The following is a 6,886-nucleotide window of genomic DNA, read 5'->3' on the forward strand; positions in this document are numbered from 1 at the left end:
TTCAGCACCGCCGATTGTCCGCCAGAGTATCCGATTTGCACGTTATTCCCACACATTAGAGTTAAGGGATTGCAGAATCAGCGATTTTCTGAATTACATGTAAAAATGAGTCACGTAACCAAAGCACCTAGCAGGGAAATCGTTCGCGCGCATCGAGAGCGTCGGCGAGCTGCTGGCCGAGTTTTGGTGAACACTGATCTTCCTGCTGAGATGGTTAAGGCTATCGACCAGATCAAGGAAGCCAAGGGTGTGCGGGGACGTACGCCGATCATCGAGGAAGCGTTGAGGTTCTATATCGAAGCGAACCAAGGGATATAACGGCAAAACGCTCGATCGTTAGCGCGATCGAGCGTTTTATAGGTCGTCAGACACACTGTAGATCAGGGCACTGAAATCCCCCCTTATCTACGCTAGAGCACTCCAATTTGCAAGATTGATTCTTGCGAAAACGGATTTGTGTCCGCTGTCCAATGCCGTCATGTCCTCTAAAATGGAAGGACGAAGGACATATGTTGAGGACGCACTACGCGGCCGCGATCGGCTGCGCGCGCAGAAGCGCGCTTGAAGAAATCATGCGGGAAGTCTGGACCCGATACAGCGCGGGCCATCTCACGGAGGACGAGGCCGGCCAGCTCTCCACGCTTGCGCAAGAACGCCGGGATGCGTTGCGGGGATCAGGACAGGCTACATTCAGCTTGGTGCTCCCTCCCCCCGCCGAGCGATGCCCCACGCCAGTTCGCCGACACAGCCATGTCAAAGGCCGGTCGGAAGGCCGTATATGGCAACCGACGACACGCAAGGATGTGCAGGCGATCCTGAAGGCAGCGGAAATCTACAATGAGGCCGGCTTGCGGGAGAAGGGTGAGCGCAGCGGCCCGCTCGGATCGGTAGCGCTGGACGTGCTGCGGCTGTTCGTCAATCTCATCGACTTCCGCACTGGTCGGCTAGAGCCGTCAATCACTACAATCATGGATCGGTTAGGCCGGTCGCGCGATACGGTCGTGCGGGCGCTGAAGAACCTGCGGACGCATGGCTTCATCGACTGGCTGCGGCGTTACGAGCCGACCGGGAACGAGGGGCGCGGCCCACAGGTGCAGCAGGCCAGCAACGCCTATCGCCTATCCCTGCCAGAGAAGGCCCGGCAGTTCCTTGGACGGTTCGGTAAGGCCCCTCCCCCGCCCGAGGACCACAGCACTGCACAGGAAGCCCGTGCGGTCGATCTGGATGCCTACAGGAGAGCTCTGCCCCTCTGTGAGCGCGCGCTGTTCGATCTTGGCGATACGGCGCTAGGCCGGGCGATGGCGTCTCTTGGGCGTGTTGTCCAGAAACGTGAGTCTGATAACCAGACTGAATCCCACTCTAATTCTATCCTCTACCAAAAAATATAAGCGGGCACCGCTGTTCGGGCGGTTCACGCAGCTCTGCGGCGGTTCCAACCCGCGTATATGCGGGCCGACAAGCGGCACCCTCACCACATAAACCGCAATGCTCACGCTTGTGGCAACCATCCTATCGGCTTTAGAAAAGAATGGGGTGAGGGCGAGGCAAAACATGAAATCATGTTTACATGTCAGCAAGAAATGTGTGATTGTTGTTTGGTACGATAAAAAAAGAGACCGCTAAGACCTATGCCGCGCGGAATCGGCCGTTCTTATTTCCACGCCAGCGTATTAGTGGTGATCTACCGGCCTGCTTTGTGACCTTGTAGCGCAAAAAACGTATGGCCCACCCTATTGCAAGAGGATTTTACGGTGCGCCATAATTCAGCAAGCCGTCGCACGCCGGGCGGTGGAGGAAGCGGAGAGCCGTTAACCGCCCAAAAATGCAGATGTGCTTTCATGTTTAAAGGAAATCATATAAACTTCTTTACATGAAAGGATGCAAACATGATTACAGTAGCGTTCTGCACGCAGAAGGGCGGGACCGGCAAGACGACGATCGCGACAGCGCTTGCGGTGGCGGCACATCGGGCCGGGCAGAAATCGGCCCTGCTCGACCTCGACCCACAGACGAACGCCGTCAACTGGTTTGACCGACGCGAGGGCGACGGCCCGGATGTGGCTTCGATTCAGCCTGGTGCTATCCGACGCTCGCTGGACGCCTATCGCGGCCTTGGCATGGATTGGGTGTTCATCGACACGCCCGGCAAGATGGACAGTGCCTCGACCGAAGCGGCCAAGTATGCAGATATGGTCGTGATCCCGACACAAGCGCAGATTTTCGCAATCGACACCTTGGAACCGCTAAAGCGGTTGTTGGACATGGCAGGTAATCCGCCCGCATTCGTCTTGTTGAATCAGGTGCATCCGAACGCCTGGGGCAGGGCGGCCGACGACGCGGCCGCGATTGCTGAGCGGTTCAGCATGGCGGTTGCCTCTGTACATTTGTCCCGTCTGAAAGCCCATGAGGATGCGCCAGCCTTAGGGCGGACCGCGCAGGAGTTGGAGCCGGAAGGGCGCGCAGCGCAGGAAATAACCGACCTGTTCAAGTTTCTTTCGGAACAGGCAAGCATGATTGCAACAAATCATGGAAGGATGAAATCATGAGCCGTAAGCCGTCCCTCTTGGCGAGTGCCATCAAGATCGCAGAGCAACCCGCCGCCGATCCGTCAATCGACGAAGTTTCCGATACCCCAGTAGAGCCCAAGCGCGGTGTTCGTAACGCGCTGGCGACCGGAAGCTATATTGCACCGTCGCGGGCCAACAAGACTGCCAAAACGCACTACCTGCGGCCTATCTATTGGGAAACACTGGAAGAAGTCAGTTTTCGGACGCGCGATCTGCAGGGCAAGCGGGTTCCGCAAGAGCGGCTTGTTGCCGAGGCGCTTAATCTGCTTTTCGCCAAATACAATTTCCCGGTCGTTCGAGAAGGCAGGGAGTAAACAATCATCCATCATGATTACATGTTTTCGTGTAAGCATGATGTGATTGATTGGTCTTGCCAAAAAATGGTAATTGCTGGTATATTGCACTCCAAACTAGGAGGTATGCCCATGGCTGCTAGAAGTACGTCTATTTCCCTTGGCGATCACTTTGCCGGTTTTATCGACAGCCAGGTACAAACTGGCCGCTACGGCTCCGTTAGTGACGTTGTGCGGGCTGGACTTCGGCTACTTGAAGAACACGAGGCGAAGGTCAAGGCGCTGGAAGCTGCCTTGATCGAGGGCGAGGAATCCGGCGAGCCTGAGCCATTCGACAACGAAGCGTTTAAAGCCGAAATGCGCGCCGAATATGGCCACTAAACGGCCTTTCCGGCTCGCTCCTGCCGCCAAGGCCGATCTTCGGAAGATATGGCGCTACACGGCTCGTCGCTGGTCGTTGGAGCAGGCTGAAACCTATCAGGATCAGCTTTATGCTGCGTTCGAGGGTCTGGCCGCTGGGACGAAAAAAGGCCGCGATGTCGATGTGCGACGGGGCTATCTTAAATACCCGGCAGGATCGCACATCGTCTATTTTAAGGATCGTGGCGACCGGATCGAGATTATCCGCGTCCTGCATGGCCGAATGGACGCGAGTCGGCACTTGTAGAAGTATTCTGCGCCGCTCTTAGAAGGAGATAGAGATGCGCAGCCGCATCATTGACGGCATAGAGGTCACATCGGGTTCCAGCAATGTTTTTGCCGATTTCGACTTACCCAATGCCGATAAGCTGAAAGTGAAATCCGCCTTGGTTACGATATTGAAATCACTGTGAAACCGGCTGCTGCCCCACTCGGCCATTTGACGTTGGCGGTTGCGTTATTGTCATGGCTCGCTCCTGCTGGAAAAATCCCAGTTGCGGTATAACCACGGCTGCAAATGACAAGCCCTATAAGCAGTGGGGGGCGTGCGTAGTATCGATCTGACTGTCGACGAGTCGCCAGCAAGCCGAAGGTTCAGGAACTGATGGTTTGGCGAGAAGGACGGCAAGCAATGGTTCTATCCGAAGTGTCGTCCCAAAGACATGCGCAAATAGGAGGCGATAGTATGCCGATGCAAGATCGGAAATCATGCTTTCCTGCAATCATGTAAAAGGGAAAACAACCCGCGCCCCCGACCGGCCCTACAGCCCACCCAGGATAAGAGCGGACCGGTCGGGGGTTACCGTCGCGGGTGTGGCGAGGTTGGTTTTGTCGTGATATCGCGGCGTGAGCCGAGTCAGCCGGAGGCGAACGCGCTTTCCAACGTGCTGTAGAGAGCCGGAGGGCCGCCAGCGACAAAGCCCCGGTGCGTCAGCGCCGGGACCGCTTTTCCCATCTGGCTGGTACGGGCAGGGGTTCTTTGAATTTATCCCCGCAGCCGCTTCATCATTTCACCGGAAATACCCGGTCGGGGATCGTCGATTGCCGCCTGTATACGGCGCTTGAATAGCTCCCGTCGCAGATCGGCGTGAGGTTCCAATTCCTGATGCTCGCCTAAGATGACGGAAACGGCCTCGGACGGGTCGAGGAATTTTCCCTGTTCGATCAGATCAAGCAGCCACAGAGCCAGAGAGGGCGGCAAATAGGCTTCAAATCGTAGCCCACCTTCTGCGACCTGGTTGCCGAGCCACTTGGCCTGTTCGACGGCATGTGCCTCGTCGGCCGGACCGGGCCATTCGGGTGCATCGGTGTCGGTCATAACGTCATCTTTCATGCTTGGATCAGCGATCCCCGGAACCCGGACTCTAACACGGTCTGTTTTTCTGTCAGGAGACATCTGCGGCGTGTCATGGCGCTATGAACCCCATTTCAGCGACATACCAGATGAGGGGCATGGCTGTTGCGATGGCGGCGATAATCCAGAACACACGCCATCCTGCATTTTTTGTTCCAAGCCATGCGAGGACGAGGAAAGCGATCACGACGCAGATCGTTGCCGGCCAGAAGATGATGAGGCCGAGAATGATGACGTCCCAAAAGGAAAAGTCTGGGGCCATCAGTTCATTGTGCCGTTTCGGTCTTATCCGCGCTTCCAAGCAGATCGGCAAAGAGCGCCTTGTCTCCGTCTCGCGTGAGGAAACCGGGGAGTTCCTTGCGCAACCAGTCACCGAGCCGCCGCGTGAAATCGGGATCGTTTGGATTTTCGAGGCGGTGCAGGACAAGCGCACCGAGCAGCACCTTGCGGCGTGTATCGTTGGCGCGTTCCTGTTTCGACAGCCGGGCCTTGAGCGTGGCGCGCTGCGCGTCGAGTTCAGCCAGCCTTTGTTCAATCGTCTTGCGCGCCATGTCGTTTATCTCCCATTGCCGCCAGTTCGTTTTTCAGTTGGGTGATGAGTGCGGTCAAATCCTCAACGGGATTTTCGAGCGCATAATCTTCCACGCTTTTGAGGAACCTTGCAACCTGCACCGGATCGGTCGGATCAACCATGCGGCCATGCCATGGCTTTCGATGCGATAGCGGATTCAATCCTTTCAGCATTTCAATTGCCGATCTATCATATGTTTCATCGCTCATTGTCCGTGTCCTCTTTTTTCCTCAGCCATCCATTATAGCCGAAACGACACGCCTTCGCATGCATAAGCGTCTGTCGATCTTGCAATCTCGTCGCTTATGCAGCACAATTATGGCCTCAGCTTTCTAGCATTGATGCTTCTGCCATCGCGACACCGGATTGCGAAAGAGTGGAGCGGTTAGGTTGAAAAGGGCGCACTTACGAGTTACTGTGTAACTCAGCGCACCACCAGACTTGGAGTCTGGCGGGAAACGGCGAAACGAAGTTGAGGCAACGGCTTGGCGATCTATCATTTCAGCATGAAGCCAGTTTCGCGGGCGAAGGGCCGGAGCGCCGTCGCCTCAATAGCTTATCGTGCCGGGGAGAAGCTGACCAACGAGCGTGACGGCATCACGCATGACTACACGCACAGAAGTGGCGTTGAGCATGCCGAGATCGTCTTGCCCGAGCCGGGTGCCGGCACCACGGGCGTCAACGCCGATTGGGCGCGGGATCGTTCGGTCTTGTGGAATGCGGCCGAGTTTGCCGAGAAACGGAAAGACGCTCGTGTTGCGCGGGAATTTGAGATCGCCTTGCCGCATGAGCTTTCGGCCGAGCAGCGGCTAGAGGCGACGTGGGAGATCGCGCAGGAGCTTGCAAACCGTTATGGCGCGGCGGTCGATTTCGCCATTCATACGCCGCATGAGGAAGGCGACGTTCGCAACCATCATGCACATTTGCTTATGACCACGCGGCAGGTGACGGAGGACGGGCTAGGCGACAAGACCTATCTTGAGCGCGAAAACAAATGGCTGCTGGCGAGCAACCTGCCGACGACCGACATGCAGCTCCGCGACCTTCGCCAGAGATGGGAGGGGATCGCCAACGAACGCCTTGCCATGGCCGGGCTAGATATTCGGATCGACCATCGTTCGCACATGGAACGCGGGCTGGAGATTGCGCCGACCGAGCATATGGGCGTTCATGCCACGCAGATGGAGCGGCGCGGCCTTGAGGTGACGCGCTCGCGTTTGGACGAGGAAGCGGCACAGCGCAATGCCGATCTTATTCGCGAAAAGCCCGAGCAGGTTCTAATCCTTATCACCGGGGAAAAGAGCGTGTTCGATCGGCGCGATGTTGCGCGGGCGCTGCATCGCTATATCAACGACGATGTGCAGGCGTTCCAGAATGCGTTTGCGCAGGTCATGGCCTCGCCGGCATTGGTCGAGCTTCAGCCGGAGCGGCCGGACCCGGTAACCGGGGAGATCGCGCTTGGCCGTTATTCGACCCGCGAGATGGTCGAGATTGAATCCGGCATGATCGAGCGGGCGCAGCGCATGCATGAAGCGCGTGATCATGGCGTTTCTCATCGGTATGTCGAGCGGGCCCTGAATGTTCAGGACAAGGCCATTTCGTTGGCTGTCGCCAGTGACACAGCGAGCAAGGTTGAACGCGGTGAGATGGACGCCGCCGAGCGGGACCGCCAGATTGAGGC

The 6,886-nt window shown here is 57.0% G+C and carries 12 protein-coding genes; 8 read left to right on the forward strand and 4 right to left on the reverse strand.

From position 1 onward, the window contains the following. Window positions 1-186 precede the first annotated feature (186 nt). The 7 genes from ABDF71_RS27160 to ABDF71_RS27190 all read left to right on the forward strand — a co-directional run bounded on the left by ABDF71_RS27160 (window position 187) and on the right by ABDF71_RS27190 (window position 3,693). Window positions 187-318 (forward strand): ribbon-helix-helix protein, CopG family, encoded by a 132-nt coding sequence (locus ABDF71_RS27160; protein ID WP_244980392.1) that lies wholly within the window; start codon window positions 187-189, stop codon window positions 316-318. 191 nt (window positions 319-509) lie between these two features. Beyond that, the gene (locus tag ABDF71_RS27165) at window positions 510-1,388 is read left to right on the forward strand and encodes a helix-turn-helix domain-containing protein (RefSeq protein WP_194532020.1); all 879 of its coding nucleotides are present in this window, start codon (window positions 510-512) and stop codon (window positions 1,386-1,388) included. Window positions 1,389-1,886: 498 nt separating this feature from the next. Next, window positions 1,887-2,546, forward strand: coding sequence for an AAA family ATPase (locus ABDF71_RS27170; RefSeq protein WP_194532021.1), 660 nt, complete (start codon window positions 1,887-1,889; stop codon window positions 2,544-2,546). Further along, complete coding sequence (locus ABDF71_RS27175; RefSeq protein WP_194532030.1) at window positions 2,543-2,881, forward strand: chromosome partitioning protein ParB; 339 nt, start codon at window positions 2,543-2,545, stop codon at window positions 2,879-2,881. Before ABDF71_RS27170 ends, ABDF71_RS27175 begins: the two co-directional genes overlap by 4 nt. 111 nt (window positions 2,882-2,992) lie before the next feature. Further along, the gene (locus ABDF71_RS27180) at window positions 2,993-3,241 is read left to right on the forward strand and encodes a type II toxin-antitoxin system ParD family antitoxin (protein ID WP_194532022.1); all 249 of its coding nucleotides are present in this window, start codon (window positions 2,993-2,995) and stop codon (window positions 3,239-3,241) included. Next, complete coding sequence (locus ABDF71_RS27185; protein WP_194532023.1) at window positions 3,231-3,527, forward strand: type II toxin-antitoxin system RelE/ParE family toxin; 297 nt, start codon at window positions 3,231-3,233, stop codon at window positions 3,525-3,527. The genes ABDF71_RS27180 and ABDF71_RS27185 overlap by 11 nt, the downstream gene beginning before the upstream one ends. A gap of 34 nt (window positions 3,528-3,561) precedes the next feature. Beyond that, window positions 3,562-3,693, forward strand: a complete 132-nt coding sequence (locus ABDF71_RS27190; RefSeq protein ID WP_500062021.1) for a hypothetical protein — start codon at window positions 3,562-3,564, stop codon at window positions 3,691-3,693. A 572-nt stretch (window positions 3,694-4,265) separates the two neighbouring features. Here the strand turns inward: ABDF71_RS27190 and ABDF71_RS27195 are convergent. The 4 genes from ABDF71_RS27195 to ABDF71_RS27210 form a co-directional block, all read right to left on the reverse strand. Beyond that, a complete protein-coding gene (locus ABDF71_RS27195; RefSeq protein WP_244980393.1) occupies window positions 4,266-4,613 on the reverse strand; it encodes a hypothetical protein in 348 nt (115 codons plus the stop codon). A 73-nt stretch (window positions 4,614-4,686) separates the two neighbouring features. After that, window positions 4,687-4,896: a hypothetical protein gene (locus ABDF71_RS27200; RefSeq protein WP_194532024.1), complete on the reverse strand. Its 210-nt coding sequence runs from the start codon at window positions 4,894-4,896 to the stop codon at window positions 4,687-4,689. A gap of 4 nt (window positions 4,897-4,900) precedes the next feature. Beyond that, window positions 4,901-5,185 (reverse strand): mobilization protein, encoded by a 285-nt coding sequence (locus ABDF71_RS27205; RefSeq protein ID WP_194532025.1) that lies wholly within the window; start codon window positions 5,183-5,185, stop codon window positions 4,901-4,903. Then, window positions 5,166-5,414: a hypothetical protein gene (locus tag ABDF71_RS27210; RefSeq protein WP_194532026.1), complete on the reverse strand. Its 249-nt coding sequence runs from the start codon at window positions 5,412-5,414 to the stop codon at window positions 5,166-5,168. The genes ABDF71_RS27205 and ABDF71_RS27210 overlap by 20 nt, the downstream gene beginning before the upstream one ends. A 276-nt stretch (window positions 5,415-5,690) precedes the next feature. On the opposite strand from ABDF71_RS27210, the gene mobQ reads away from it, so the two are divergent. Continuing rightward, window positions 5,691-6,886 (forward strand): MobQ family relaxase (gene mobQ, locus ABDF71_RS27215; protein ID WP_500062022.1); only part of this gene is annotated, 1,196 nt, incomplete at its 3' end.

The organism is Ochrobactrum sp. WV_118_8, assembly GCF_039631535.1.
In the GTDB taxonomy this organism is placed as follows: domain Bacteria; phylum Pseudomonadota; class Alphaproteobacteria; order Rhizobiales; family Rhizobiaceae; genus Brucella; species Brucella anthropi.

Bases quoted from the DNA above. Each gene is read 5' to 3' on its own strand.
- ABDF71_RS27195 (WP_244980393.1), bottom strand. From the start codon at position 4,613: ATGAAAGATGACGTTATGACCGACACCGATGCACCCGAATGGCCCGGT.
- ABDF71_RS27205 (WP_194532025.1), bottom strand. From the start codon at position 5,185: ATGGCGCGCAAGACGATTGAACAAAGGCTGGCTGAACTCGACGCGCAG.
- ABDF71_RS27200 (WP_194532024.1), bottom strand. From the start codon at position 4,896: ATGGCCCCAGACTTTTCCTTTTGGGACGTCATCATTCTCGGCCTCATC.
- ABDF71_RS27175 (WP_194532030.1), top strand. From the start codon at position 2,543: ATGAGCCGTAAGCCGTCCCTCTTGGCGAGTGCCATCAAGATCGCAGAG.
- ABDF71_RS27170 (WP_194532021.1), top strand. From the start codon at position 1,887: ATGATTACAGTAGCGTTCTGCACGCAGAAGGGCGGGACCGGCAAGACG.
- ABDF71_RS27180 (WP_194532022.1), top strand. From the start codon at position 2,993: ATGGCTGCTAGAAGTACGTCTATTTCCCTTGGCGATCACTTTGCCGGT.
- ABDF71_RS27185 (WP_194532023.1), top strand. From the start codon at position 3,231: ATGGCCACTAAACGGCCTTTCCGGCTCGCTCCTGCCGCCAAGGCCGAT.
- ABDF71_RS27210 (WP_194532026.1), bottom strand. From the start codon at position 5,414: ATGAGCGATGAAACATATGATAGATCGGCAATTGAAATGCTGAAAGGA.
- ABDF71_RS27190 (WP_500062021.1), top strand. From the start codon at position 3,562: ATGCGCAGCCGCATCATTGACGGCATAGAGGTCACATCGGGTTCCAGC.
- ABDF71_RS27165 (WP_194532020.1), top strand. From the start codon at position 510: ATGTTGAGGACGCACTACGCGGCCGCGATCGGCTGCGCGCGCAGAAGC.